Source organism: Streptomyces sp. NPDC053755, from assembly GCF_040677675.1.
In the GTDB taxonomy this organism is placed as follows: domain Bacteria; phylum Actinomycetota; class Actinomycetes; order Streptomycetales; family Streptomycetaceae; genus Streptomyces.
Genome location: NZ_JBFASK010000001.1, coordinates 374,205 through 398,455, shown reverse-complemented (window position 1 = coordinate 398,455; position 24,251 = coordinate 374,205). Strand labels below are relative to the sequence as shown.

Annotated in this window: 23 protein-coding genes and 1 tRNA gene; 12 read left to right on the top strand and 12 right to left on the bottom strand. The window is 71.9% G+C overall.

The genetic code is table 11. The features are described 5' to 3' along the window. Positions 1 to 6: 6 nt before the first annotated feature. The 3 genes from AB0K65_RS01760 to AB0K65_RS01750 all read right to left on the bottom strand — a co-directional run bounded on the left by AB0K65_RS01760 (position 7) and on the right by AB0K65_RS01750 (position 3,034). A complete protein-coding gene (locus AB0K65_RS01760) occupies positions 7 to 1,491 on the bottom strand; it encodes a Stp1/IreP family PP2C-type Ser/Thr phosphatase (RefSeq protein WP_365713226.1) in 1,485 nt (494 codons plus the stop codon). 168 nt (positions 1,492 to 1,659) lie between these two features. After that, positions 1,660 to 2,181, bottom strand: a complete 522-nt coding sequence (locus tag AB0K65_RS01755) for an FHA domain-containing protein (RefSeq protein ID WP_365713224.1) — start codon at positions 2,179 to 2,181, stop codon at positions 1,660 to 1,662. Positions 2,182 to 2,191: 10 nt separating this feature from the next. Beyond that, positions 2,192 to 3,034, bottom strand: coding sequence for a DUF3662 and FHA domain-containing protein (locus AB0K65_RS01750; RefSeq protein WP_365713222.1), 843 nt, complete (start codon positions 3,032 to 3,034; stop codon positions 2,192 to 2,194). An 834-nt stretch (positions 3,035 to 3,868) separates the two neighbouring features. On the opposite strand from AB0K65_RS01750, the gene AB0K65_RS01745 reads away from it, so the two are divergent. The 3 genes from AB0K65_RS01745 to AB0K65_RS01735 all read left to right on the top strand — a co-directional run bounded on the left by AB0K65_RS01745 (position 3,869) and on the right by AB0K65_RS01735 (position 6,664). Next, a tRNA-Leu gene (locus AB0K65_RS01745) sits at positions 3,869 to 3,955 on the top strand. A 336-nt stretch (positions 3,956 to 4,291) separates the two neighbouring features. Further along, the gene (locus AB0K65_RS01740) at positions 4,292 to 5,968 is read left to right on the top strand and encodes a histidine kinase (protein WP_365713640.1); all 1,677 of its coding nucleotides are present in this window, start codon (positions 4,292 to 4,294) and stop codon (positions 5,966 to 5,968) included. A gap of 39 nt (positions 5,969 to 6,007) precedes the next feature. Continuing rightward, positions 6,008 to 6,664, top strand: coding sequence for a response regulator transcription factor (locus tag AB0K65_RS01735; RefSeq protein WP_365713220.1), 657 nt, complete (start codon positions 6,008 to 6,010; stop codon positions 6,662 to 6,664). A gap of 148 nt (positions 6,665 to 6,812) precedes the next feature. Here the strand turns inward: AB0K65_RS01735 and AB0K65_RS01730 are convergent, their stop codons facing one another. Further along, positions 6,813 to 7,268: a MarR family transcriptional regulator gene (locus AB0K65_RS01730; RefSeq protein ID WP_365713217.1), complete on the bottom strand. Its 456-nt coding sequence runs from the start codon at positions 7,266 to 7,268 to the stop codon at positions 6,813 to 6,815. Positions 7,269 to 7,359: 91 nt separating this feature from the next. On the opposite strand from AB0K65_RS01730, the gene AB0K65_RS01725 reads away from it, so the two are divergent. The 4 genes from AB0K65_RS01725 (at position 7,360) to AB0K65_RS01710 (ending at position 11,584) form a co-directional block, all read left to right on the top strand. After that, positions 7,360 to 8,454, top strand: a complete 1,095-nt coding sequence (locus AB0K65_RS01725) for a hypothetical protein (RefSeq protein ID WP_365713215.1) — start codon at positions 7,360 to 7,362, stop codon at positions 8,452 to 8,454. A gap of 147 nt (positions 8,455 to 8,601) precedes the next feature. Beyond that, positions 8,602 to 10,050: a DUF2252 domain-containing protein gene (locus tag AB0K65_RS01720; RefSeq protein WP_365713213.1), complete on the top strand. Its 1,449-nt coding sequence runs from the start codon at positions 8,602 to 8,604 to the stop codon at positions 10,048 to 10,050. 322 nt (positions 10,051 to 10,372) lie between these two features. Further along, positions 10,373 to 11,179 carry a hypothetical protein gene (locus AB0K65_RS01715; protein ID WP_365713638.1) on the top strand — a complete coding sequence of 269 codons (807 nt, stop codon included), beginning with the start codon at positions 10,373 to 10,375 and terminating at the stop codon, positions 11,177 to 11,179. A 60-nt stretch (positions 11,180 to 11,239) separates the two neighbouring features. Then, positions 11,240 to 11,584, top strand: coding sequence for a rhodanese-like domain-containing protein (locus AB0K65_RS01710; RefSeq protein WP_365713211.1), 345 nt, complete (start codon positions 11,240 to 11,242; stop codon positions 11,582 to 11,584). Between the two features lie 68 nt (positions 11,585 to 11,652). Here AB0K65_RS01710 and AB0K65_RS01705 read toward each other — a convergent pair whose 3' ends face one another. The 6 genes from AB0K65_RS01705 to paaA all read right to left on the bottom strand — a co-directional run bounded on the left by AB0K65_RS01705 (position 11,653) and on the right by paaA (position 16,586). Beyond that, the gene (locus tag AB0K65_RS01705) at positions 11,653 to 12,786 is read right to left on the bottom strand and encodes an acyl-CoA dehydrogenase family protein (RefSeq protein ID WP_365713209.1); all 1,134 of its coding nucleotides are present in this window, start codon (positions 12,784 to 12,786) and stop codon (positions 11,653 to 11,655) included. Between the two features lie 125 nt (positions 12,787 to 12,911). Then, positions 12,912 to 14,000, bottom strand: coding sequence for a 2Fe-2S iron-sulfur cluster-binding protein (locus AB0K65_RS01700; protein WP_365713207.1), 1,089 nt, complete (start codon positions 13,998 to 14,000; stop codon positions 12,912 to 12,914). Further along, on the bottom strand, positions 14,001 to 14,498 hold the full coding sequence (paaD, locus tag AB0K65_RS01695; protein WP_365713205.1) for a 1,2-phenylacetyl-CoA epoxidase subunit PaaD: 498 nt from the start codon (positions 14,496 to 14,498) through the stop codon (positions 14,001 to 14,003). Then, complete coding sequence (gene paaC / locus AB0K65_RS01690) at positions 14,492 to 15,214, bottom strand: 1,2-phenylacetyl-CoA epoxidase subunit PaaC (protein WP_365713203.1); 723 nt, start codon at positions 15,212 to 15,214, stop codon at positions 14,492 to 14,494. The genes paaD and paaC overlap by 7 nt, the downstream gene beginning before the upstream one ends. Continuing rightward, entirely contained in the window at positions 15,211 to 15,498 is a 288-nt protein-coding gene (gene paaB, locus AB0K65_RS01685; RefSeq protein ID WP_365713201.1) for a 1,2-phenylacetyl-CoA epoxidase subunit PaaB, read from the bottom strand. The genes paaC and paaB overlap by 4 nt, the downstream gene beginning before the upstream one ends. After that, on the bottom strand, positions 15,495 to 16,586 hold the full coding sequence (gene paaA / locus AB0K65_RS01680) for a 1,2-phenylacetyl-CoA epoxidase subunit PaaA (protein WP_365713198.1): 1,092 nt from the start codon (positions 16,584 to 16,586) through the stop codon (positions 15,495 to 15,497). The genes paaB and paaA overlap by 4 nt, the downstream gene beginning before the upstream one ends. Before the next feature lie 112 nt (positions 16,587 to 16,698). Here paaA and AB0K65_RS01675 point away from each other — a divergent pair, with 112 nt between their 5' ends. The 3 genes from AB0K65_RS01675 to AB0K65_RS01665 are packed head-to-tail and all read left to right on the top strand — an operon-like array spanning position 16,699 to position 19,408. Beyond that, positions 16,699 to 17,430: a DUF5819 family protein gene (locus tag AB0K65_RS01675; RefSeq protein WP_365713196.1), complete on the top strand. Its 732-nt coding sequence runs from the start codon at positions 16,699 to 16,701 to the stop codon at positions 17,428 to 17,430. Further along, positions 17,427 to 18,695 (top strand): HTTM domain-containing protein, encoded by a 1,269-nt coding sequence (locus tag AB0K65_RS01670; RefSeq protein ID WP_365713194.1) that lies wholly within the window; start codon positions 17,427 to 17,429, stop codon positions 18,693 to 18,695. Before AB0K65_RS01675 ends, AB0K65_RS01670 begins: the two co-directional genes overlap by 4 nt. After that, on the top strand, positions 18,692 to 19,408 hold the full coding sequence (locus tag AB0K65_RS01665; RefSeq protein WP_365713192.1) for a TrmH family RNA methyltransferase: 717 nt from the start codon (positions 18,692 to 18,694) through the stop codon (positions 19,406 to 19,408). The genes AB0K65_RS01670 and AB0K65_RS01665 overlap by 4 nt, the downstream gene beginning before the upstream one ends. A gap of 20 nt (positions 19,409 to 19,428) precedes the next feature. On the opposite strand, the gene paaN is transcribed toward AB0K65_RS01665, so the two are convergent. Further along, positions 19,429 to 21,123, bottom strand: coding sequence for a phenylacetic acid degradation protein PaaN (gene paaN, locus AB0K65_RS01660; RefSeq protein WP_365713190.1), 1,695 nt, complete (start codon positions 21,121 to 21,123; stop codon positions 19,429 to 19,431). A 121-nt stretch (positions 21,124 to 21,244) separates the two neighbouring features. Here paaN and AB0K65_RS01655 point away from each other — a divergent pair, with 121 nt between their 5' ends. Continuing rightward, positions 21,245 to 22,852, top strand: a complete 1,608-nt coding sequence (locus AB0K65_RS01655; protein WP_365713188.1) for a 3-hydroxyacyl-CoA dehydrogenase — start codon at positions 21,245 to 21,247, stop codon at positions 22,850 to 22,852. Next, entirely contained in the window at positions 22,849 to 23,442 is a 594-nt protein-coding gene (locus AB0K65_RS01650; RefSeq protein ID WP_365713186.1) for a TetR/AcrR family transcriptional regulator, read from the top strand. The genes AB0K65_RS01655 and AB0K65_RS01650 overlap by 4 nt, the downstream gene beginning before the upstream one ends. 142 nt (positions 23,443 to 23,584) lie before the next feature. On the opposite strand, the gene AB0K65_RS01645 is transcribed toward AB0K65_RS01650, so the two are convergent. Further along, complete coding sequence (locus AB0K65_RS01645) at positions 23,585 to 24,082, bottom strand: Lrp/AsnC family transcriptional regulator (RefSeq protein WP_365713184.1); 498 nt, start codon at positions 24,080 to 24,082, stop codon at positions 23,585 to 23,587. Positions 24,083 to 24,251: the final 169 nt, after the last annotated feature.

Sequence of the window (24,251 nt, the reverse complement as noted above, 5' to 3'; positions counted from 1 at the left end):
CGGGTCTTACTGCTTGCCGCAGTTCGAGGCCAGCTCCTTCTCGTCCTGCGAGAGGGTGGGACCCGGTGAGGGAGCGGCTGTGGTGGGCTTGGGGTCGGGCGGGGTCGAGCCGTCCGCGGGCGGCTTGCTCGCCTGGTCCGCGGCCTTCTCCGCGGCCTCACGGCGCTGCTCTTCCTTCTTGCAGGCCGACGCCTGCGCGGCGAGCCCCTGGATCTTCGCCTGCGCCTTGCCGAGGCTGCCCCCGGCGATCGTCTCCTCGACCTGCTTGCGCTGGTACGGCGGCAGGTACTTGAGTTCGATCTCGGGGTGATCCTTCTCCACCTTGGAGAGCGAGATCCAGGCCAGGTCCTGGCTGATGCCCCGGTACAGCGCCACGTGCTCGTCCTTGGAGCCGACGTAGTACTGCGTCTGCGTCCAGCGGTATCCGCCGTAGGTGCCGCCGCCGAGCACGGCGAGCGCGAGGATCAGGAGGAAGCTCCGCTTCAGCCACTTGCGGCCGGTGCGCGGCTTGTCGAAGTCCTCGTCGCTGTAGGCCCCGAAGGAGCCCTGCGGCGGCATGCCGCCGTAGCCGTGGTCGTCGCCGCTGCCGGGCGGGCCGAAGCCGCCCGCGGGCGGCTGCTGCTGGTGCGCGCCCGCGCGGCCGAGCCCGGAGGCGCGGCCGGCGGGGGTCTGCATCGCTCCGCCGTCGTTCAGCTGGGCCTGGTTCTCCGCGACCGCGCCGACGATGACGGGGGTGTCGCTGAGCTGCCCGGCGAGGGTGTCGCCGCCGTCGACGTCGAGGACGTCGGCGACGATCACCGTGATGTTGTCGGGGCCGCCGCCGCGCAGCGCGAGCTGGATCAGCTCCTGCACGGTCTCCTGCGGGCCCTGGTAGCTGGCGAGGGTGTCCTCCATCGTCTGATGGGAGACGACCCCGGACAGCCCGTCGGAGCAGATCAGATAGCGGTCGCCCGCCCGGACCTCACGGATCGACAGATCCGGCTCGACGTGGTCGCCGCTGCCCAGCGCGCGCATCAGCAGGGAGCGCTGCGGGTGGGTGGTGGCCTCTTCCTCGGTGATCCGGCCCTCGTCGACGAGCCGCTGCACCCACGTGTGGTCCTGGGTGATCTGCGTCAGCATCCCGTCGCGCAGGAGGTAGGCGCGGGAGTCGCCGACGTGCACCAGGCCGAGGCGCTGGCCCGTCCACAGCAGGGCGGTGAGCGTGGTGCCCATGCCCTCCAGCTGGGGGTCCTCCTCGACCATCATGCGCAGCTGGTCGTTGGCCCGCTGCACGGCGGCACCGAGCGAGGTGAGGATGTCCGAGCTGGGGACGTCGTCGTCGAGCGTGACGAGCGTGGAGATCACCTCGGAGGAAGCGACCTCACCGGCGGCCTGGCCGCCCATGCCGTCGGCGATCGCGAGCAGCCGCGGCCCGGCGTAACCGGAGTCCTCGTTGCCCTCGCGGATCATGCCCTTGTGCGACCCGGCGGCGAAGCGCAGTGACAGACTCATGCGCACCTGCCCTGTCGACGCCGCCTCGGGGTACAGCCGGTCTCGAGCCACACTGCCCACCCTCCGGTCGGGAGCCCGTGCCGGGACGCGGCCCGGATGTGCCGGTCCACCGCGCCGTCCGTCGTGGGGACCGCCTCGGCCCGCTCGCTCCGCTCGCTCATTGTCGTACTACTTCCGCAGCTCGATGACGGTCTTGCCGATGCGGATCGGCGCGCCCAGCGGAATCGGTGTGGCGGTGGTGAGGCGGGTCCGGTCGAGATACGTGCCGTTGGTGGACCCGAGATCCTCGACGATCCACTGGCCGTCCCGGTCCGGGTAGATCCTGGCATGCCGGCTGGAGGCGTAGTCGTCGTCCAGCACGATCGTCGAGTCGTGGGCCCGGCCCAGCGTGATGGTCTGCCCCTGGAGGGCGACCGTCGTGCCGGTGAGGGTGCCCTCGGAGACGACCAGCTTCGTCGGTGCGCCACGGCGCTGGCGCCCACCGCCCGCGCTCTGCTGGCCGCGCTGCTGGGGCGGCGCGGCCCCTTGGCGCGCGTTCTGCTGCGGCCGTGCGTCCTGGCGCCGCGAACCGCGCTGCGTGACACGTGTGCCGAACAGATCGCTGCGGATGACCTGGACGGCCACGATGACGAACAGCCACAGAACGGCCAGGAAACCCAACCGCATGACCGTAAGGGTCAGCTCTGACATTGCCCCCGCTTCACCCTTCGGCTTGCCGGTAAACGATGGTGGTGCTGCCCACGACGATCCGCGAGCCGTCGCGGAGCGTAGCGCGGGTGGTGTGCTGCCCGTCCACCACGATGCCGTTGGTGGACCCGAGATCCTGGATCGTCGAGGGCGTTCCGGTCCTGATCTCGCAGTGCCGGCGGGACACGCCGGGATCGTCGATCCTCACGTCCGCGTCGGTGCTGCGGCCAAGGACCAGGGTCGGGCGGGAGATCTGGTGGCGGGTGCCGTTGATCTCGATCCACCGGCGCACCTGCGCGCCGGCGGAAGGCATGGGGCCGGGCGCACCGGCGGCGGGACGGCCGGCGGGCGCGGGGCGCTGCGGACCGCCCGGCGGCGGGGCCGCGGGCATCGGAGGGGCACCGACCGGAGGGTAGCCGTACCCGGGGGCGCGGCCCTGGGCTGAGCCGCCGACCGGCGGCTGCGGCTGGGACTGTGACGAACTCGATGCGAGGGTGCGGCTGCGGACCCGGTACAGACCGGTGTCGAGGTCGTCCGCCTTCTCCAGATGGACCTTGATCGGGCCCATGAAGGTGTAGCGCTGCTGCTTGGCGTAGTCCCGGACCAGGCCGGACAGCTCGTCGCCGAGCTGGCCCGAGTAGGGGCTGAGACGCTCGTAGTCCGGCGTGCTCAGCTCCACGATGAAGTCGTTCGGGACGACGGTCCGCTCGCGGTTCCAGATCGTCGCGTTGTTGTCGCACTCACGCTGGAGAGCGCCCGCGATCTCGACGGGCTGGACCTCGGACTTGAAGACCTTGGCGAAGGTGCCGTTGACCAGGCCTTCGAGCCGCTGCTCGAAACGCTTCAGGACTCCCATGGGGCACCTCCTCCGTCGTTGCCGTCCTGGTACTGCTTACTGATCGTATCCACGCGTCGGGAAATCGGCTGGTTCCCCTTCTCTGCCCTGTGGACGAGTGTCACCTCTCACACGGATCGTAGAGGCGGCCTGTGGACAGTGTCCCGCACCCGGCGGGTGCGCAGGGAGAGCGGGGCGAAGCGGCGGGATCGCCGGGGGGCGGTCCGTCCTCTTCCTCCCCTTCCGTCACGGGTCCGACGCGTGCGTTCTCCTTCTTACCGCGCCGACTCGTCCTCCGGCTCGCTTCGGGGCTTCTTCCCCGTCCTCGGCTCGGTCCTCGTCTCGGGCTTCCGTCTTCCCGGGTCTCCTTCCTCGGTCTCCTTCCCTCGGTGTTCTTCGTCTCGGTCTTCTTGCTCTCGGTCCTTCGTCTTCCCGGTCGGGCACCGGGCCCGGCCGGGGCGTCCGGCGACCGACCCGGGACGGCGCCGGTCTGGGCGGACGGTCGCGGGCCCCGTCGAGAGTCCGGTTTGCGGGCCCGGTTGCGGGACCTCGCGACGCCGGCCGGCGCGTCAGGTTCCGTGTCCGCTCACGAGTCCGTCTCGGTGTCGAATGCCGGTCGGTGGTGCCCTCGGATCCGCCCCGCCCTCCCCGGCTCTGCTCGGCTTTCCTTGCCCCGCCCCGCCTTTCGTCGGTCTTCGCCTGCTCCGGCGGGCTCTTCCCGCGCCTCCTCGTCTCTCCCTGTTCGCTGGACGGGGGGCCGAAACAACGGATGTGAATCCACCGTCTGCGACGTGCTAATCTTCAGATGTCGCCAGGCGCTCGCACCGAAAGGTGAGGGCCGGAGACACACCCAATGCGCGGGTGGCGGAATAGGCAGACGCGCTGGATTCAGGTTCCAGTGCCCGAAAGGGCGTGGGGGTTCAACTCCCCCCTCGCGCACCAGACGGAAGCCCCGTAGGTCATCGACCTACGGGGCTTCCGCGTTGTACAGCTCACATCGTGCGTCGGTCACAGGGCGGGCGCGACCCGGCATTGCGAGCGCCGGGGACCCGGGTCCCAGGCCCCACGTCCCACGCTCTACGTCCCGCCGGTCTGTCGGTCTGCCGGTCACGCGGCGGGTCACTCGGCCGCCGGGTGCGTGCGACGTTCGTCGCGCGAGGGTGAGACGAAAGAGAGCCGCGGGCGGGGCGGGGCGCTGCCTAGGGTGCGAGCGTGGAAGCGTCTTCGAGGATCAGAACCGGGATCGCCGCCGGATGGCGGTGGTTCGCTGCGCCCGGCATGTGGTCGCGGCGCAGGACCGCCGGCGAGGCGGTGCTCGCGGTGGTGTTGGCGCTGCTGGCCGCCGGGACCGAGGAACTGCTCGGCGGCGAGGGATGGCAGCTCGCCGGTGTCGCCCTGGCCGCCGCCGTTCTGTCCCTGCTCCGGCGCCGGCTGCCCGCGAGCGTGCTGATCGTCACCGGGGCACTCGCGCCGGTCCTGCCGGGCTTCCTGGTCCTGCTGATCGTGGTCGGCTGGTCGGCGGGCCGCCGTATCGCCGGCGCCGGACGGGCCCTGGTGGCGTACAGCGTCGCGTACGTCCTGAACGTCGCGACGACGCTGGTGGAGTCCTGGGACCAGCACCGGGTGCTGAGCCTGGTGTTCCTCTCGACGCTGTACTACCTGGCGACGACGCTGGCCCCGGGGCTCGCCAACCGGTACTGGACCCAGCGCCGGACCCTGCTGCACGCCCTGCAGGAACGCAACGCCCAGCTGCTGCGGGAGCGGGTCATGGTGGCCAGTCAGGCCCGGCTGCGGGAGCGGCAGCGGATCGCTCAGGACATGCACGACAGCCTCGGTCACCAGCTGGCGCTGATCTCCGTGCACACCGGCGCTCTGGAGGTCGACAGGGAGCTGACCGACCGCCAGCGCCAGGCCGTGAGTGTCCTGCGGAACGCCTCGGTGACCGCGATGCACGAGCTGCGCGAGGTCGTCGGCATCCTGAGCGACGGGATCGAGGCGGCGGACGCCGGGCCGTCCGCCCCCGTGCGGGCCGGGGACGAGTCGGGACGGGCGGCGCGGGGGACCGCCGGTATCGAAGGGCTCGTGGAGGCGGCCAGAGCCGCGGGCAACCGGGTGGAACTACGCCGGGCCGGCAGGCACCAGACGCTGCCGCCCGCCGCCGACCACGCCGCCTACCGGATCGTCCAGGAGGCGCTGACCAACGCCTACAAGCACGCTCCCGGCGCCCTCATAGGCGTCGAACTGCGCTACGAACCGGACTCCTTCGTCGTGGAGATCGTCAACGAGGCGGCCGCTGCCCCTCCTCGCGACGTCGTCAGCGGCGGCCAGGGCCTGACCGGCCTGCACGAGCGGGCCCGGCTCGTCGGCGGCATGGTCCACGCCGGGCCGGTGGACGGCGGCGGCTTCCGGGTCGCCGGGGTCCTGCCCTACGGGGTGGGAGAAGCAGCGCCTTTGGTCGATGTCGCCGACGACTTCCGGCAGCAGTCGGCGGCGCCCGTGTTCGACGACGGTGGACCGGTCGCGGTCGGACCGGCCGACTGGACGTTCACGGAGCGGGAGCTGGCGATGGCGTTGCGCGGAGGCAGGAGCAAGGCGAACGGGTTCGCGCTGGGATGCGGGATCGCCTTCGCGGCACTGGTGCTGCTGATGGTGGCGGCCGGCTTCGGCATCTACTTCCTGGTGGGATCGATGAAGGAAGGAATGATCGACCCCGGCGAGTACGAGGCGGTGAAGGTCGGCACCGCCGAACAGGAGGTCCGCGACCGGCTTCCCTCCGGCGACACCATCGCCACCACGGGGCTGCACGGCAGAGGACCCGCCGAGCCGGCGGGGTCCACCTGCCTGGTGCTGATGTCCTCGGAGATAGGGGACGACTTCGAGGCGGAGCCGGTTTTCCGGTTCTGCTTCAAGGACGGCAAGCTGATCGAGAAGAAGTCCTACGAGGTCAAGCGGTAGCGCTGACCGCGCCGTATCGGTAGCCGTTGGGGAGTAGCTGTGGGGCAGCGCATCAGGGTCGTGATCGCCGATGACGAACCGCTGATCAGGGCGGGGATCCGGATGATCCTCACCTCGGACCCGGAGATCGAGGTGGTCGCGGAGGCCGCCGACGGCAGGGCGGCGGTCGACGAGGCCCGGGCGCACGCAGCCGACGTGGTGCTCCTCGACATCCAGATGCCGGTGCTCGACGGGCTCTTGGCCCTCCCCGAGCTGCGCAGGACGGCGCCCTCGGCGAGGGTGATCGTGCTGACCACGTTCGGTGAGCGGGAGAACGTCCTGCGGGCTCTGGAACACGGCGGCGCCGGGTTCCTCCTCAAGGACACGGCGCCCGCCGAGCTGATCCGGGCGGTGCGGGCCGCCGCCGCGGGAGACGCCTACCTCTCGCCGGCCGCCACCCGGCATGTGGTCGAGCGGCTCGCCTCGGGGCGGGAGGCCGCCCGTGCCGAGGAGGCCAGGGGCCGGGTCGCGGCGCTGAGCGAGCGTGAGCGGGACGTGCTGGCGCTGCTCGGAGAGGGGCTGTCCAACGCCGACGCGGGGAGGCGGCTGCACATGAGCGAGGCCACGGTGAAGACGTACGTGAGCCGGATCCTGGCCAAGCTCGGCTGCGAGAACCGGGTGCAGGCGGCACTGCTGGCCAGGGACGCGGGGCTCTAGCCGCTTCTCGGGCGGTAGGGGAGGCGTCCCCGGGGGTCGTCGGGGGCGGTCCGGCCGACGGGCCAGGGGCGGACCGGGGTGAGGCTGAAGGGCCGTCGGACAGGGCCGGCGGGGGCGGGGTCGTGGCCCGGGTCGGGCGGGGCCGGGGTCAGCGGAGGGGGTCGGGGAAGCCGGCGGTGCCGGCGGCGTTGTAGCGGAGGAGGTACGCGGCGAACCGGGCGAGATCGTCGGCGGACCAGTCCTTGAGGCGTTCCTGGTAGGCGGCGAGGCGGTTCGCCTGCGTGGAGGAGAGAAGACCGGTGCCCGCTTCCGTCGGGTGCAGGACCTGCACGCGGTGGTCGTCCGGGTCGGGGCGGCGCTCCACCAGGCCCATCTTCTCCAGGCCGGCGACCTGCCTGCTGACCGTCGACTTGTCCAGCATGTAGTGCGCGGCGAGGTCCGTGGCCCGGCAGCCCCGCTGGTCGACGATGTGGGCGAGCAGCGTGTAGGAGACGAGCGGCAGCTCGGGGTGGAGCCGGGCCGCCGCGGCACGCGCCCGCCGGGCGAAGGCCGTGAGTTCGCGCTGGATGGTGTCGACGGAGTTCTCGCGGTCGCCGTCGGTCATGACGCTCCTCGGTGTGGCTGGCGGGCTGTCCCGTGTCAGTTGTATAGTACAACGGTAAGTAGTTGTAAAAGCCAACCATGGAGGTGCGCACGTGACCGCCCGCCCCGCCCCCACAGGAACCAACCCCCCGGGTGCGCTGCGGCACACCCTCGGGCACCTGCTCACCCCCCTCCTCATGTGCATCGGCATGGGCCTCGCCTACCTCGGCGCCTTCCACGCGCCCCAGCCCCACGACCTGCACGTCGACATCGTCGGCTCCGGGCCCACCGCCCAGGTGCTCGCCCAGACCCTCCACGACAAGGGCGACGGCGCCCTCGACGTCAGCACCCTCGCCGACCGTGACGCCGCCGTCTCCGCGCTCCGCGAGCAGACCAGCTTCGGCGCCTACATCCCCGGCACACACCCCGAACTCCTCGTCGCGTCCGCCTCCTCCGACACCAGCGCCATGGCCGTCGAGAAGGTGTTCACCAAGGTCGCCGCCCAGCAAGGCGCACCGCTCACCGTGACCGACGTCGCCCCCGTCTCGGCAGGCGACCCCACCGGGCAGGGCATCTTCTTCCTCCTGGTCGCCCTGAGCATCGGCTCCTACGCGTCCGTCGCCGTGATCGGCGGCGCCGGAGCCGTCCTGGCCATGCGGACACGGGCCCTCCTCGCCGTCGGCATGTCCCTCGCCGTCAGCCTCGTCGGCACCCTCTTCGCCGGACCGGTGTTCCACCTCGCCGACCACGGCCTCGGCGGCCTCTGGGCCATGTCCTGGCTGTACTCGGCCGGCATCCTCCTCATCGGCGTCGGACTCCACACCTTCCTGCGCCGCTGGACCACCCTCGGCGTGATGGTGCTGTTCGTGATGCTCAACTTCACCAGCTCCGGAGGCATCTACCGCCCCGAACTCCAGCCCGGCTTCTTCGCCGCCCTGCACTCCTTCTGGAACGGCGCAGGCTTCGTCGAAGGCGCTCGCAGCCACGTCTACTTCGACGGCAACGCCCTCGGCGGTCACCTCCTCGTGCTGGCACTGTGGCTCGTGGCCGGCATCGTCCTCACCACCCTCGCCGCACTGACCGAAACCCGCCGCCGCCAGCCCCAGGCCCCCACCACATCACTCCCACCGGCACAGACACGGACGCAGACGAGGCAGGAGGCGCAGGCCGACGCCGAGGCGGAGATGGAAGAAGCCGTCGGCGTGTAGCCGTCCCTCGTGACGGGCACCCCGGTCTCCCCACGGAGCCGGTTGTCCACAGGGGCAGACGGCTCGAAGAGCCCGGCTGTACGGTCGTCCCCAGTTGATGTCGGACAGATCGCACCACACGGTGACGACGTCGGGGGAGGACGTTCCATGAGCGAGATCCGGACAGCGGTACCGGGACAACGGGACACCGGAGACGAACGCATTCCGCACGTCCCCGGGTTCGCTCCGCGCACCCGCACGGGAGCGACGGACTCCCCCAAGAAGCAGGGCAAGCACCTGCGCGAACGGACCCCGCGCTCCGCGCACAAGGAACTGTCCCTCCCCGCCGGCCGCCCCGACGCCCTTCGCGCCGTGGAGGAGTCGAGCCGCGACCGGGTCCCGGAACTCGCTCCGATACGCGTCGGCAGAATGGCCGCCGGCCCCTTCGCCTTCCTCCGAGGCTCCGCCGGCCTCATGGCCCACGACCTCGTCGGCTCCCCCGTCACCGGCATAGCCGCCCAGATATGCGGCGACGCCCACGCGGCCAACTTCGGCCTCTACGGCGACGCCCGCGGCGGACTCGTCATCGACCTCAACGACTTCGACGAGACCGTCGTCGGCCCCTGGGAATGGGACCTCAAGCGGCTGGCCACCTCACTCGTCCTCGCCGGACGGGAGGTGGGCGCCGACGAGGACACCTGCCGGGCCGCCGCCTTCGACACCGTCGGCGCCTACCGCCGGACCATGCGGCTTCTGGCCCGGCTCCCCGTCCTCGACGCCTGGAACGCGATCGCCGACGAGGAACTCGTCTCCCACACCGACGCCCGCGACCTGGTCGGCACCCTCGAACGGGTCTCGGAGAAGGCCCGTAACAACACCAGCGCACGCTTCGCCGCCAAGTCCACCGAGACCGTCACCGACGCCGAAGGCGGCGGCCGACGCTTCGTCGACGCGCCACCCGTGCTCCGCAGGGTCCCGGACGCGGAGGCGGCGGCCGTCGCCGCCTCCCTCGGCCCGTACCTCGACACCGTCTCGGAGGACCGACTGCCGCTCCTCTCCCGCTATGCCGTTCACGACGTCGCGTTCCGCGTCGTCGGCACCGGCAGCGTCGGCACCCGCTCCTACGTCGTGCTGCTGCTCGACCACCGGGGCGAACCCCTCGTCCTCCAGGTGAAGGAGGCACGGCCGTCGGCCCTGCTCCCCCACCTTCCGGACGTCGGCTTCACCGTCCAGGAGCCCGTGCACGAGGGACGGCGCGTGGTCCTCGGACAGAAGCGCATGCAGGTCGTCAGCGACAACCTCCTCGGCTGGACCACAGTGCAGGGGCGCCCCTTCCAGGTGCGGCAGTTCCGCAACCGCAAGGGAAGCGTCGACCCGGCCGCCCTCACCGCCGACCAGGTCGACGACTACGGCCGCATGACCGGCGCCCTGCTGGCCCGCGCCCACGCGCACAGCGCGGACCCGCGCCTGATAGCCGGCTACTGCGGAAAGAACGAGGAACTGGACGAGGCGATAGCCGCCTTCGCCGTGGCCTACGCCGACCGCACCACGGCGGACCACGCCGACCTGGTGACGGCGGTACGCGACGGCCGGATCGCGGCCGAGCCGGGCGTCTGACGGCGGTGCCCGCCGCCCGCCGGCGGGCACCGCACACGGGGGCAGGGGGTGGGGAGGGGTGGGGGGGAGGGAGGGGGGAGGGGCCCCCGAGGGACCGTAGGCTGGTGTGGTGACGAGCCGGAGCGAGGACATGGACGTGGACCGAGACGCGGGCCCAGGCGTGGACCAGGGCCAGGACCAGAGCCCCTCCCAGGGCCAGGGCCAGGACCAGGGCTTCGCCCAGAGTGCGCAGCAGGACGCCGGTCAGGCCTCCACCCAGGACCCCGACCAGGCCCCGCAGGCCGCCGATCAGGGCTCGGGGCAGGACTCGGGTCAGGGACATGTGGCCGGTACGGCCGAGGGGCAGGGTGCCGGGGAGCGGCCCGAGGCGCGGCTGGAGAAGGCCGTGCGGGTGGCCGAGCAGGCGTTGATCGAGTTCGAGATCGCGGTCGAGACGTTCCGGGTCGAGGTGGAGAACTTCTCCCGGCTGCACCACCAGAAGCTCGGTCCCATGTACGCGCGGCTCGACGAGCTGGACGCACAGATCGCGGAGGCGCGGGCGGCCAGGACGGGTGACGCCGAGGATCTGCGGCGGGCGCGCGAGGCGCGGGCGGCCGTCATGCCGATGCCGGGTGTCGACGAGCTCTTCCACGACTGGCTCGACTCCGACGGTCTGTCCCCCGAGGCCGCCGCCATGCTGACGGATCAGCCGGTGCGGCCGCCGAAGCGGGTCAGGCCGAGTGAGGAGGCCCGCAAGCTGTATCGCGAGCTGGCGCGGAAGGCGCATCCGGACCTCGCTCGGGAGGATGGCGAGCGCAAGCGGCGCGAGGAGTTCATCACCAGGGTGAACGCGGCCTACGCCCGTGGTGACGAGGCCGTGCTGCGCGAGCTGTCCGCGGAGTGGGCGGCCGGGCCTGCGCCGGCCGAGGAGCGGCTGAGCGAGAGCGAGGAGCTGTATGCCCGCCTCGAGTGGCTGTCGCAGCGCAAGGAGCTGCTGAGCCTGGTCGCGCGGGAGCTGGAGGAGAGCGCGATCGGCGCGATGCTGCGGATGGCGTCCGACGATCCGGATCATCTCCTGGAGGAGATCGCCGAGCAGCTGCTCGCGCAGGTTTCCGAGCGTGAGGCGGAGCTGGCCGGGCTGGTGCAGTAGTTTTCCCAGGAGGCTCGGGTTGGTTCGAGCGGTCCATACGTACGAGAGAAGGCACGTCCCATGAATTTCGCCCCGCTGCCCTCGGTGGACGCGGCCTCTGTGCCGGCCGATGCGCTGGTGTTGGACGTCCGGGAGGACGACGAGTGGGCGGCCGGGCATGTCGAAAACGCCCTGCACGTGCCGATGAGCGACTTCGTGGCGCGCTTCGGTGAGGTGACGGAGGCGGTGTCCGAGGGGCGTCGCGCGTATGTGATGTGCCGGGTGGGTGGCCGGTCGGCGCAGGTCACGCAGTATCTGGTGCAGCAGGGGATCGACGCGGTGAACGTCGACGGCGGCATGCTCGCCTGGGACGGTGCCGGGCGTCCGATGGTGACGGATCACGGCAGCCCGGCCTTCGTCCTCTGAGAGCTGTCTCCTGCCCTGCGGTGTTTCCCCCGCCTCCGCGGGCTCGGTGGCCCGGGGCGGGGCCCCTCTCAGGTGAGGGGGTGGGCTGCCAGGAGGTCGCCCAGGGTTTCCTCGTGGGCCGCGGCGGGGCCGAGGGACAGTTCCAGCTGCTTGGCCCACGCGTGGTAGCGGTGCAGAGGGTAGTCGGTGTCGGCGCCGAAGCCGCCGTGGAGGTGCTGGGCGGTCTGCACCACGCGGCGGATGCCTTCGGAGGCCCAGATCTTGGCCACGGCGATGTCGGCTTCCGCGGGGAGCGGGCCGCCGGCCGAGGTGCTGGTTCGCCAGGCGGCCTGCCAGAGGGTGACTTCCATGGCGCGCAGGTCGATGTAGCGGTCGGCGGCCTGGACGGCGACGGCTTGGAAGGTGGCCACGGGGTGGCCGAACTGTTCGCGTTTTCCGGTGTACCGGCTCGTCATGGTGAGGACGGCTTCGCCGAGGCCCAGGGCGAGGGCGCAGGTGCCGGTGGTGAGGACGGCGCGGAGTGATTCCCAGGCGCCCTCGGTCTCGATGACATCGGTGGGGTCGAGCCGGACGGCGTCGAGGTGAAGTTGGGCGAGGAGTTCGCCGCTGGTGGAGTACTGGTCGGCGAGGGTGACGCCCGGCTGGGTGCGGGGGAGCAGGGCGAGGACGGTGCGTCCCTCCGGGGTGTGGGCGGGGACGGCGATGTGGTCGGCGCCGTGGGCCCAGGGGATGGCGCTCTGGAGGCCGTCGAGGGTCCAGTGGGTGTCGTGGCGGCGGGCGGTGACGGCCTGTTCGGCGGGCTCGTGGCCGCTGAGGCCGTTGGGGGCGGCGGTGAGGACGAGCTCGCCGCGGCCGACGCGGGGCAGGAGGTCGGCGCAGAGTCGTGCGTCGGCGTAGCGCTCGATGGTCATGGCGACGGCGCTGGTTTCGAGCAGGGGTACGCGGGCGAGGACGCGGGCGGATTCGCGCAGGACGAGGCAGAGGGCGATGGTGTCGAGGCCGGCGCCGCCGTGTGCGGGGGTCAGGACGAGGCTGAGGAGGTCGGCGGCGGCGAGGCGGGCCCAGAGGGCACGGTCGAGGTCGTCGGCCACGGCGCCGGTGGTGAGGGCGGGGCTGGGTACGGTGTCGGGTGCGATGTCCGCGAAGGCCGCCCGGGCCGCCTCGGCGGCGGCCTGCTGTTCCTCGGTGAAGGTGAAGTCCACTGGCTTTCCCTTCCGTTGCCTGCCTGAGCGTCTGTCGTGACGGCCCGTCGGGAAATTCTGACGGGCCGTCAAGATAGAACAGGTTCTAGGCGATGGGAAGGGTCGCTCGGGCGGCTGGTGGGCGGTCAGCGGTCGAAGTCGAGCTCCACTTCGGGAGTGGCGGGGTGGGACTGGCAGGCCAGGACGTATCCCGCTTCGGTCTCCTCCGGCTCCAGGGCGAAGTTGCGGTCCATGCGCACCTCTCCGCCGACGAGGAAGGCGCGGCAGGTGCCGCATACGCCTCCCTTGCAGGCGTACGGGGCGTCGGCGCGGGCTTTGAGCACGGTGTCGAGGAGGGTCTCGCCCTCTTCCACGGGCCAGTTCCCGGAGCGGCCGTGGAGGGTGGCCGTCAGGGTGGCGTGGACCGGTGCGCCGGTGGCGGGAGCGGGGGCGTCGGTGGAGCCGTCGTCGACGTGGAAGATCTCCTGGTGGATCCGGGCGCGTGCCACCCCGAGGCTGTGCAGGGTCCGTTCGGCGCTCTGGACGAGTCCGAAGGGGCCGCAGAGGAACCAGCCGTCGATCTCGTCGACGGGCAGCAGGGCGGGGAGCAGGCTGGTGAGCCGTTCCTGGTCGAGCCGTCCGGAGGGCAGGCCTGACTGCTGTTCTTCGCGGGAGAGGACGGTGACGAGCTGGAACCGGTCGGGGAAGCGGTCCTTCAGGTCGGCGACCTCGTCGAGGAACATCGTGGAGGAGGCGGTGCGGTCGCTGCGGATGAGGCAGAACCGGGCGCCGGGCTCCTGGGCGAGGAGGGTCGCCGCCATGGAGAGGACGGGCGTGATGCCGCTGCCGCCGACCACGGCGGCGAAGTGGCCCGGGCGGGGGGTGAGGACGAAGCGGCCCATGGGCTGCATGACCTCGACGGTGTCGCCGACGGCCAGTTCCTTGAGCGCGTACGTGGAGAACTCGCCGCCGTCGACAAGGCGGATGCCGACGCGCAGGGCCGGTTCCTGTCCGGGCGGGGCGGCGGGGGCGCAGATGGAGTAGGTGCGGCGGATCTCCTCGCCGTCGCGCGCGGTGCGGCGCAGGGCGAGGTGCTGGCCGGGCGTGTGGCGGTAGGCCTCGCGCAGTTCGGGCGGGACCGTGAAGGTGACGGCCACCGAGTCGTCCGTGAGCTGCTCGACGTCGCTCACCCGGAGCGGATGGAACTCGGCCCGTCCGGCGCCTGAGGACACCATCTACAGCTCCTTGAAGTGGTCGAACGGTTCGCGGCAGGCGGTGCAGCGGCGCAGGGCCTTGCACGCGGTGGAGGAGAAGCGGCTCAGCAGCTCGGTGTCGGTGGAGCCGCAGTGGGGGCAGCGGATGGCGAGGGTGACCGCGACCGGTCCTCCGGCCGGGCCCTGGGGGCGCGGTGGTGCGATGCCGAACTCGGCCAGTTTGCGGCGGCCTTCGTCGCTGATGTCGTCGGTCGACCAGGCGGGCGCGAGGACGGTGACGACGGAGACGTCGGGGATGCCGTGCTCGTGGAGCGCGTGCTCGATGTCGTGGGACATGGTCTCGATGGCGGGGCAGCCGGTGTAGGTCGGGGTGAGAGCGACCTCGACGCGGTCGGGGCCGAGCATCCGGACGCCGCGCAGGACACCGAGTTCCTCGAGGGTGAGGACGGGCAGCTCCGGGTCGGGGACGGCGCCGGCGATGCGGCTCAGTTCCTCTTCCAGGGCGGTCATGGTCACCATGTCGCCCCCGGGTGGCTGCGGTGCAGGTGCTGCATCTCGGCGAGCATCCGGCCGAAGGATTCGGTGTGCAGCCCCTGCCGTCCCGCGCCGGCGGTCCAGGCGCCGGTGCGGGGGCCGTCCGGGAGGGTGAGGGTGGCCCGGGTGAGGACGGCGGTGAGAGAGTCGAGCCAGGCGGCTTCCATGGCCTTGTGGTCGACGTCGAGCCCGTCGACGGGCTGGAACAGCTCGCCGGTGTAGCGCCACAGGGCGTCGCAGGCGCGCTGCATGCGGTCGTGGCTCTCGGGGGTGCCGTCGCCGAGGCGGAGGGTCCAGTGTTCGGCGTGGTCCTGGTGGTAGGCGACTTCCTTGACGGCCTTGGCGGCGAGGCCGGCCAGGGGGCTGCCGCCGGTGGCCAGCTGTCCGTAGAGGAGGCGCTGGTAGGTGGAGAAGTAGAGCTGGCGGGCGATGGTGTGGGCGAAGTCGCCGTTGGGCTGTTCGACGAGCTGGACGTTGCGGAAGTCCCGCTCCTCGCGGAGGTAGGCGAGCGTGTCCTCGTCTCCGACGAGGGAGAGCAGGACGCGGGCCTGGCCGAGGAGGTCGAGCGCGATGTTGGCGAGGGCGACGTCCTCTTCGAGGACGGGGGCGTTGCCCGCCCATTCGCCGAGGCGCTGGGCGAGCACGAGGGCGTCGTCGCCGAGGGCGAGGGCGGCCGCGGGGGTGAGTGCGGTGTCGCTCACAGGTGCTTCACCCCCTCCGGGATGTCGTAGAACGTCGGGTGGCGGTAGGGCTTGTCGGCCGACGGCTCGAAGAAGGGGTCCTTCTCGTCGGGGGAGGAGGCGGTGATCGCGGTGGAGGGGATCACCCAGATCGACACGCCTTCGTTGCGGCGGGTGTAGAGGTCGCGGGCGTTGCGCAGGGCCATCTCGGCGTCGGGCGCGTGCAGGCTGCCCGCGTGGGTGTGGGACAGTCCGCGCCGCGAGCGCACGAACACCTCCCAGAGGGGCCATCCGTCGGTGGTCATGCCCGTGCCTCCCCGTCCTGCCGGTCCGCGCGGGTGCCGCGCTCGTCGTGCTCGGTGTGCTGGTCGTTCTCGTGGTGTGTGGTGCGCCGGTCGTGCTTCTCGGCGTAGGCCGCGGCGGCCTGCCTGACCCAGGCGCCGTCTTCGTGGGCCTGGCGGCGCTTGCTGAGGCGCTGGTCGTTGCAGGGGCCGTTGCCCTTGAGGACTTCCCGGAACTCGTCCCAGTCGATGGGGCCGAAGTCGTAGTGGCCGCGCTCCTCGTTCCACCGGAGGTCGGCGTCGGGGAGGGTGAGTCCGAGCGCCTCTGCCTGGGGGACGGCGATGTCGACGAACCGCTGGCGCAGTTCGTCGTTGGAGTGCCGCTTGATCTTCCAGGCCATGGACTGGGCGGAGTGGGCCGACTCGTCGTCCGGCGGGCCGAACATCATGAGCGAGGGCCACCACCAGCGGTTCACGGCATCCTGGGCCATGGCGTGCTGGGCCTCGGTGCCCTGGGAGAGGGCGAGCAGTGCTTCGTACCCCTGGCGCTGGTGGAAGGACTCCTCCTTGCAGATCCGGACCATCGCGCGGGCGTACGGGCCGTAGGAGCAGCGGCAGAGGGGGACCTGGTTGGTGATGGCGGCGCCGTCGACCAGCCAGCCGATGGCGCCGACGTCGGCCCAGGTCAGCGTGGGGTAGTTGAAGATCGAGGAGTACTTCTGGCGGCCGGAGTGGAGCTTGTCGAGGAGTTCGTCGTGTCCGGTGCCGAGTGTTTCGGCGGCGCTGTAGAGGTAGAGGCCGTGGCCGGCCTCGTCCTGCACCTTGGCCATGAGGATTGCCTTGCGCCGCAGCGAGGGCGCGCGGGTGATCCAGTTGGCCTCGGGCTGCATGCCGATGATCTCGGAGTGGGCGTGCTGCGCGATCTGGCGGACGAGGGAGGCCCGGTAGGCGTCGGGCATCCAGTCGCGTGGCTCGATGCGCTCGTCGGCGGCGACGGCGGCGTCGAACACCGCCTCGTAGGCGGCCTGGGTCGCTTCCTGGGCCGTGTCCTGCCCGGGCCGCGCGTGCTGCGCGTCCTGGGTCACTGCTGTCGCTGCCGTCCCTGCGGTCATCAGATCCCCTACCGACCGATCGTTCGGTTGAATGACTTCAATGGTGGGTCGGCGGCCCGTATGGTGTCAACCCTGTGGATAACGTGGTGGGCCGATCGGGATCGGGGCGGGGATGGACGCGTACGACGGCGAGGATGTGCGTGAGGGGGTTCCGGCGCCCCCGTACGAGGCCCTCCGGCCCGGCGCCGGGATAGCGTCCCTGTCGATGCCGTACCAGGTCGTCGCCGCCGTCGCGCTGGCCGTCGTCGGGGTCTTCGCCTGTGTCCACGTCGGCATGGTGTTCCTTCACGTCGCGCCGTCGAACACGCTGACCAAGCAGCACGGGGCGGCGGTCGACGGCTGGGTGTACCCCGAGTTCGAGCAGAACTGGAAGCTCTTCGCCCCCAACCCGCTCCAGCAGAACATCGCCGTCCAGGTGCGGGCCGAGGTCGCGGCCGACGACGGTCCCCGGCGTACCACCGACTGGATCGACCTCACCGCGCAGGACGCGGAGCGGATCCGCGGCAGCCTGCTGCCCAGCCACACCGACCAGAACGAACTCCGGCGGGCCTGGGACTTCTACCTCAACTCCCACAGCGCCGACCACCGGCCCAACGGGCTGCGCGGCCGGCTCTCCGAGAGCTACATGCGCAGGATCGTGATGCTCCGGCTCGCCGAGGAGGACCTCGGCGGCACCGTGGAGGCCATACAGCTCCGCTCCTCGACCCGCGCCGTCCCCGCTCCCGTGTGGAGCGACGAGAAGACGAACACCGACCCGGTCCACCGCGAGGTGCCGTGGTGGAAGGTGCGCTCCGCCGACCTGCCCGAGCGGACGCGGGACGACCGCGAGGAGGGGGACCGGTGAACCCGTCCACACCCCACGCAGCCCCCGGCCGCGGCGCCCGTGAGCCGGTCGACCGGCGGCTCGCCCGGGCCGTCCAGCGCGTCACCGCGTCGGCTCTCGGCCCCTACCAGAGCGCCATCGTCCGCATCGGCTTCTCCCTCACCTGGCTGCTCTTCCTGCTGCGCGAGCTGCCCCACCGCCACGAGCTGTACGGACCGGACGGCCCCTGGTCGTGGGAGATGGGCCGGCAGCTGATCACGGACAACGGCGCCTTCACGGCGCTGATGTGGTCCGACGGCCGGCTGTGGTTCGAGGTCGTCTACGGGCTCGCCGTGCTCTCCGCTCTCCTGCTGCTGCTCGGCTGGCGCACCCGCGCCGTGTCGGTGGTCTTCATGGCCGGGGTGCTGTCGCTGCAGAATCGCTCCATCTTCGTCGGCGACGGCGGCGACAACGTCGTCCACCTCGCCGCCGTCTACCTCGTGCTGACCCGCTGCTCCCAGGTCTGGTCCCTGGACGCGCGCCGGGCCGCGCGAGACGAGCGCGCGGCGCGGGAGGCGTACGAGGCCGGGGACGAGCCGCCGCCGCGGCGCGACGTCGTCGGGCCGCTGCTGTGGACCGTGCTCGGCGGGTTCCTGCTCACCGCCACCGCCTTCTCCGGTGTGACCGGCGAATGGTGGCTGCTGGTGCTGATGTGGGTGCTGTGGCTGGCGCAGGCGCTGTGGTGGCTGGTGTGCCGCTTCGCCCCCGGCGAGCCGCACGTCCTGCTCGACGTGCTGGCCAACCTCGCTCACAACGCCACCCTCGTCGTGATCATGGCGGAGGTGTGTCTGATCTACGCCACGGCGGGCTGGTACAAGATCCAGGGTTCGCGCTGGCAGGACGGCACCGCCCTGTACTACCCCCTCAAGCTGGACTACTTCGCGCCCTGGCCGGCCCTCTCCGACGTGCTGGGGTCCAGCGCCCTGATGGTGATGGCGCTGACCTACGGCACCGTGCTCGTGCAGGTCGCCTTCCCCTTCGCGCTGTTCAACCGCCGGGTCAAGAACGTCCTGCTGGTCGCGATGATGCTGGAACACGCGGGTATCGCCGTCCTGCTCGGGCTTCCCGTCTTCTCGCTGGCGATGATCTCCGCGGACGCGGTGTTCCTGCCGACGGCGTTCCTGGTGGGGCTCGGCGCGGCGGTGGTGCGCGGCCGGGACCGGCTGCTGTCGCGGCTGCCGGGCCGGGCGGTGCCGAAGCAGCGCCGTACGGGTGAGGAAGCCGCCCCCCGTACCCTCGTCGGGTGAGCACCACCGAGAATCCCGAGGCCGGCGGGCCGGCCGAGCCGGTCCAGTACGACGAGGGGCACACGCCCGAGGTCGGCGTCGGGCCGCACCCGCTGCCCTGGCCGGAGGGCGAGCGCTACGACCGCGAGCTGCTGGCCGACGGCGACCGGCGCAACGTCGTGGACCGCTACCGGTACTGGACGCGGGAGGCGATCGTCGCCGACCTGGACACCCGGCGCCACGACTTCCACGTGGCGGTGGAGAACTGGGGACACGACTTCAACATCGGCTCCGTGGTGCGCACCGCGAACGCCTTCCTGGCCAAGGAGATCCACATCGTCGGCCGCCGGCGCTGGAACCGGCGGGGTGCGATGGTCACCGACCGCTACCAGCACGTGCGTCACCACCCGGACACCGAGTCGCTGACCGCGTGGGCCGCGGCCGAGGACCTCCCGATCATCGGGATCGACAACCTGCCGGGCGCGGTGCCGCTGGAACGGACCGTGCTGCCGCGGCGCTGCGTGCTGCTCTTCGGGCAGGAAGGTCCGGGTCTCACCGAGGAGGCCCGGGAGCACGCGCTGATGGTGTGCTCGATCGCCCAGTTCGGCTCGACCCGGTCGATCAACGCGGGGGCGGCGGCCGCCATCGCCATGCACGCGTGGGTGCAGCGGTACGCCGAGATCGACGCGAGCGGGCAGCTCGCCGCCCTCCCGGGGGGCGCGGAGGCGCCGTAAGGGCCCCCGCGCCGGTGGGGTCAGGCCTGGCGGCGGACTTCCACCACCCGGAAGCGGTTGGACACGAACGCCCCGTCGCACAGGGCGGCGTTCGCGGCCGGGTTGCCGCCGGAGCCGTGGAAGTCGGAGAACGCGGCCGTCTGGTTGACGTACACCCCGCCCGTCAGGTTCAGCGAGAGCTGGGCCGACTCCTCCAGACAGACCTCCTCGACCGCGCGCTCCACCGACGCGTCGGTGGTGTACGCGCCGACCGTCATCGCGCCCTTCTCGCGGACCGTGCGCCGCAGCAGCTCGAGGGCGTCGTCGGTCGAGTCGACCGAGACGGCGAACGAGACCGGGCCGAAGCACTCGGAGAGGTACGCGGCCTCGGCGTCCGGCTTGGAGCCGTCCAGCTTCACGATGACGGGCGTGCGCACCACGGCGTCCGGGAAGTCCGGGTTGGCCAGCTCGCGGGAGGCGAGCGCCACCTCGCCGAGGTCGGCGGCGGCCTCGAGACGCGCCTTCACGTCGGGGTTGACCAGGGCGCCGAGCAGGGCGTTCGCCCGGGCGTCATCGCCGAGGAGCCCGCCGACCGCCGCCGACAGGTCGGCGACGACCTCGTCGAACGACTTGGGGCCGGCCTCGGTCGTGATGCCGTCGCGGGGGATCAGCAGGTTCTGCGGGGTGGTGCACATCTGGCCGCTGTAGAGCGAGAGGGAGAACGCGAGGTTGGACAGCATGCCCTTGTAGTCGTCGGTGGAGTCGACGACGACCGTGTTGACGCCGGCCTTCTCGGTGTAGACCTGCGCCTGGCGGGCGTTGGCCTCCAGCCAGTCGCCGAAGGCGGTGGATCCGGTGTAGTCGATGATCCGGATCTCGGGGCGGACGGCCAGGGTCTTGGCGATGCCCTCGCCGGGCCGCTCGACGGCCAGGGCGACCAGGTTGGGGTCGAAACCGGCCTCGGCGAGGACCTCGCGGGCGACGCGGACCGTCAGCGCCAGGGGCAGCACGGCGCGGGGGTGCGGCTTGACCAGGACCGGATTGCCGGTGGCGAGGGAGGCGAACAGGCCGGGATAGCCGTTCCAGGTCGGGAAGGTGTTGCAGCCGATCATGAGCGCGATGCCGCGGGCGACCGGGGTGAACTGCTTGGACAGCTCCAGCGGGTCCCGCTTGCCCTGCGGCTTGGACCAGTCGGCGCTGCCGGGGGTGCGGGTCTGCTCGGCGTACGCGTACGCCACGGCCTCCAGACCGCGGTCCTGGGCGTGGGGGCCGCCGGCCTGGAACGCCATCGTGAACGCCTGGCCACTGGTGTGCATCACGGCATGGGCGAATTCGTGGGTGCGGGCGGAGATCCGGGCGAGGATCTCCACGCAGACCAGGGCGCGGGCCTCGGCCCCGGCGTCGCGCCAGGCGGCCATGCCGGCGCGCATGGCGGGCAGCAGGACGTCGATGTCGGCGTGCGGGTACTCGATGCCGAGTGCCGGGCCGTACGGCGAGACCTCGCCGCCGGTCCAGCCGTCCGTGCCGGGCTGGTCCAGCTCGAAGCGCGTGCCGAGCGCGGCCTTGTGCGCCTCGAGTCCGGCGGCGGCGTCCAGGGAGCCGTTCTCGCCGTACGCCTTGGGGTGCTCGGGGTGGGGCGACCAATAGGCACGGGTGCGGATGGTGTCGAGCGCCTGGTCGAGTGTGGACCGGTGCGTCGCGGCCAGGTGGTCGATGGTCAGCTGAGCGGCGGCCATGGGCGCAACTCCTCGTCGAGCTGGGCAGGGTCAGGCGGACAGAGTTAGAGTAACCGAACGATCGGTCGGGACAAGGGGGTCTGTCGAAGCTGTGGACAACCCATCGGGGAGGATCAGTCGTATGACCGCCAATGTGAGCGACGCGGTGCCGGACGCCGGCACCGAAGCCATCGACCGGAGCCGCGGCGTCGCCGTCGTCGGCACGGGCACCATGGGCCAGGGAATCGCCCAGGTGGCCCTGGTCGCCGGCCATCCCGTACGGCTCTACGACAGCGCCCCCGGCCGGGCCGAGGCGGCGGTGGCCGCCCTCGCGGCCCGGCTGGACCGGCTGGTCGAGAAGGGGCGGATGGACCGGGCGGAGCGCGACGGCGCGGTGGCCCGGCTGCACGCCGCCGCCGACCTGACCGAGCTGGCCGACGCGGCGCTCGTCGTCGAGGCGATCGTCGAACTGCTCCCGGTCAAGCAGCAGCTCTTCGCCGAGCTCGAGAAGATCGTCGGCGACGACACCCTGCTCGCCACCAACACCTCCTCCCTCTCCGTCACCGCCATCGCGGGCGGGCTGCGCCTGCCCGGCCGGTTCGTCGGCCTGCACTTCTTCAACCCGGCCCCGCTGCTGCCGCTCGTCGAGGTCGTCAGCGGCTTCGCCACCGATCCGGCCGCCGCCACGCGCGCGTACGAGACGGCGCGCAGCTGGGGCAAGACGCCGGTGCGCTGCGCCGACACCCCCGGCTTCATCGTCAACCGCATAGCCAGGCCCTTCTACGCGGAGGCGCTGCGGGTGTACGAGGAGGGCGCGGCCGACCCGGCCACCATCGACGCCGCCCTGCGGGAGTGCGGCGGGTTCCGGATGGGGCCCTTCGAGCTGACCGACCTCATCGGCCAGGACGTCAACGAGGCCGTGACCCGCTCCGTGTGGGAGTCCTTCTCCCAGGACCCCAAGTTCACCCCCTCCCTCGCCCAGCGCCGGCTGGTCGAGTCGGCGCGGCTCGGCCGCAAGTCGGGGCAGGGCTGGTTCCCGTACGGGGAGGGCGCGACGGCCCCCGGGCCGCACACCGCGCCGCCCGCCGAACCGCCCTCAGCGGTGGTCGTGCAGGGAGATCTGTACCAGGCGGAGCCGCTGGTCCGGCTGCTGCAGGAGACCACGTCCGTCACCGTCGACCTCCGCGAGGACGCGGTGGCGGGCTACCCGGGCTGGATCGAGCTGCCGAGCGGGGCCAGGCTCTTCCTCACCGACGGGACGGCCGCCGACGACGCGGCGATGCCCGTCATCCACTTCGACCTCGCGCTCGACTTCGCCACCTGCGAGCGGATCGTCCTGGCGCCCGCCGTGACCGTGGACGAGCGGTCGCTGCGGGAGGCGATCGGACTCTTCCAGGCCCTCGGCAAGAAGGTCAGCGTCATCAAGGACGTCCCGGGCATGATCGTCGCCCGCACCGTCGCCATGCTCGCCGACTTCGCCCTGGACGCCGCCACGCGCGCGGTGGCGGACGCCGACGACATCGACACCGCGATGCGGCTCGGCGTGAACTACCCGCGCGGGCCGCTCGCCTGGGCCGAGGAGCTGGGCGCGGACTGGGTCCTGGAGACGCTGTCGAACCTCCACGAGGAGTACCCGACGGGCCGCTACGCCCCCTCCCAGGCGCTGCGCCGCCGGGTGGCCGCCGAGGCGGCCGCGGCCGCCTCGGCGGAGCGGGACGCGGACGCGGCGGGTGGGGAGGGCGCGTCGTGACGACCGCGAAGCGGGACACCTACACCCCGGAGACGCTGCTCTCCGTCGCCGTCCGGGTCTTCAACGAGCGGGGCTACGACGGCACCTCCATGGAGCACCTGTCCAAGGCCGCGGGCATCTCGAAGTCCTCGATCTACCACCACGTCTCCGGCAAGGAGGAGCTGCTGCGGCGGGCGGTCAGCCGGGCACTCGACGAGCTCTTCGCCATCCTCGACGAACCGGGGGCGAGCCAGGGGCGGGCCATCGAGCGGGTCGAGTACGTCACCCGGCGTACCGTCGAGGTGCTGATGGCGGAGCTGCCGTACGTCACCCTGCTGCTGCGGGTCCGGGGCAACACCAGGGCCGAGCGGTGGGCGCTGGAGCGGCGGCGTGAGTTCGACCAGAGAGTGGCCGATCTGCTCAAGGCGGCCGCGGCCGACGGGGATCTGCGGGCCGATGTGGACATCCGGCTCGCCACCCGTCTGCTCTTCGGCATGATCAACTCGCTGGTGGAGTGGTACCGGCCGCATCCGGGCGGGGACGCGGACCGGGAGCAGCTGACGGACACCGTCGTCCACCTCGCCTTCGACGGGCTGCGGACGGCCCGCTGAGACGGCCGGACCGTACGCGCCGGGCGGCCCCCCGCCCGGTACGGCCCGTCCCCGGGAGCGCGGGGCGGTAGCGCGGGAGCGGGAGCCCGAGGGCCGTGGTCCGTGCGCCGGGGCCCGGGTGAGGGGCCCGCCCGGCCCGCCGTCACCCGGCGTGGTCGGGGTCCAGGTCCGTCTCCTCGAAGACCAGCAGCGTGCGGGTCGAAAGGACCTCGGGAATCGACTGGATCCTGGTGAGGACCAGCTCCCGCAAGGTCCGGTTGTCCGGGGTGTGCACGAGCAGCAGGACGTCGAAGTCGCCGCTCACCAGGGCGATGTGCGCCGCTCCCGGCAGGGCCTGGAGCTGCTCGCGGACCGTGCGCCACGAGTTCTGGACGATCTTGAGCGTGATGTAGGCGGAGGCCCCGTGCCCCGCCCGCTCGTGGTTCAGCCGGGCGCTGAACCCCCGGATCACCCCGTCGTCGATCAGGCGGTTGATGCGGGCGTAGGCGTTGGCGCGGGAGACGTGGACGCGCTCGGCCACGGCGCGGATCGAGGCGCGTCCGTCCGTCTGGAGGATGCGGAGGATGGACCTGTCGATGGCGTCCAGCGGCCGCGCCGCGGAACCCCTCTCGCCCTCGTGGGCCATTTGTTCATCCGCCATGTCCCCCCGCCTCTCTCCCATGGACGACCTGCTTCTATCCCAGGCTGTGGAGAACCGATTGTCCACAGGCTGAGGGCGCCTGTAGCCAAAATGCCTCCCTGACCGAACAATCGGTAGGTGAGGCGCGCCACATTCGCGCCACCCGTCTTCGGGTCTTATGCCCGCTCCC